Origin of the sequence: Peptoniphilus sp. oral taxon 836 str. F0141 (assembly GCF_000179335.1) — a bacterium.
GTDB classification, from domain to species: Bacteria; Bacillota; Clostridia; order Tissierellales; family Peptoniphilaceae; genus Peptoniphilus_A; species Peptoniphilus_A lacrimalis.
Window position 1 is genome coordinate 1 of sequence record NZ_AEAA01000109.1, and the last position, 1,444, is coordinate 1,444.

The 1,444-nt window shown below is 26.0% G+C and carries 2 protein-coding genes; one reads left to right on the forward strand and one right to left on the reverse strand.

Annotated elements, in window-relative coordinates; all coding sequences use genetic code 11:
• On the forward strand, nt 1–286 hold a 286-nt coding region (locus HMPREF9131_RS05560; protein ID WP_009345883.1), incomplete at its 5' end, for a leucine-rich repeat protein.
• 197 nt (nt 287–483) lie between these two features.
• Here the strand turns inward: HMPREF9131_RS05560 and HMPREF9131_RS05565 are convergent.
• Nucleotides 484–987, reverse strand: a complete 504-nt coding sequence (locus HMPREF9131_RS05565; protein ID WP_004825721.1) for an ECF transporter S component — start codon at nt 985–987, stop codon at nt 484–486.
• Between the last annotated feature and the right edge of the window lie 457 nt (nt 988–1,444).

A 1,444-nucleotide genomic window follows, 5' to 3' on the forward strand; every position in this document is an offset into this window, starting at 1 on the left:
TAAAATTACTGATATTAAATTACCAAAGAACTTAGTTTACATTGGACCATCTGCTTTCGCATTAAACCAAATCGGGGAAATTAATTTACCTGATACTGTTGAAGTTATAGAAACATCGGCTTTCTATAAGAATAATTTAACAAGCATTAAAATTCCAAAAAATATCAAAAAAATTGATATGTTTGCTTTCAACAAAAATGGAATTATGGAAGTTGAAGTACCTAATTCAATAGAAACTTTACACGAAAACGCATTTGATTTCACAACAAATGTAAAAAGAATCTAATTACAAACATCGATTAACCTAATTAATAGCTGGTATAAACCAGCTATTTTTTTGCAAAAAAATATGCTAACAGATGATTTGACCTAAAAATATGTTACTGATAAAAAATAAATAAAAAAATACCAGAGTATCATCCTAGAAACTCCGGTATAAGGTTTAACTCTATATTACAACCACAATATTTTATTCTATTAGCTTTAATTAAAATCTAATTGATTAAATATCGCTTTTTTCAAAATTGGATAAACAATATCAGCAAGAACTGCACCACCAATACCTTGTAATAAATTAGGCATAAAACTTGCAATTGCTGTTGGAAAATTATAAAGTATTAATCCTTCTGCTAGTAGATATCCAATTGCCATTACTATACCACCTGCTAAACCACAGATAATAAAACTTAGTGATGTTTTTTCCTTAAGAAGTCCTGCTATGTATCCTTCCAGTCCTTTCACAACTAAGGTAATAGGAGCATAATAACCATAACCAGAAATTAAATCAGCAAGTGCTGAACCTATTCCACCTACAATTCCTCCCGCTGTTCTACCCATAAGTAATGCGCAAGCTATAACAATTGTATCCCCAACATTTACATATCCTTTTGTTGCAGGAATTGGTATTTGAATTGCCATAGTCGCAACAGTTGTTAAAGCAATAAACATTGCAATAATAGTTAATTTTTTTGTTGAAATATTCTTCATAATCTCACCCCCTCCTTAATACTATATCAAATTTTTACATAAATTAATATAGTAAAACTATATAATATTTAATCTTTTGCTTAGTTTTTTAAAATATTTATTGTGACAAACTTATTAATAACTTATTAATATTTAATGAGTCCCACTTGAAAACATTATAAAATAGCCGTTATTTTTAAAACTTTAAATAAAAACTTATTTTATTGGTATTTATTAAAATAAAATTTTTGATTATTGCTTAATAAAATAACAGATCAAATTGATTATAAAATCAATTAACAAAAAAATTTATAAATATTATTTTCCCTTTCAAGCTTTATTAAAAAAGACTCAAGAAATTTTATTTCTTAAGTCTTTTACCTCATGAAAAAATTTTTTACAATTACTTGAGATATATGCCCTATCTTTATAAGTTTTATACCTTTAAACTTATCTTCATTTATAGACTTTATATCTG

What these genes read in the sequence shown, in the direction of transcription:
- HMPREF9131_RS05565 (WP_004825721.1), bottom strand. Translation starts at nt 987, where the DNA reads ATGAAGAATATTTCAACAAAAAAATTAACTATTATTGCAATGTTTATT.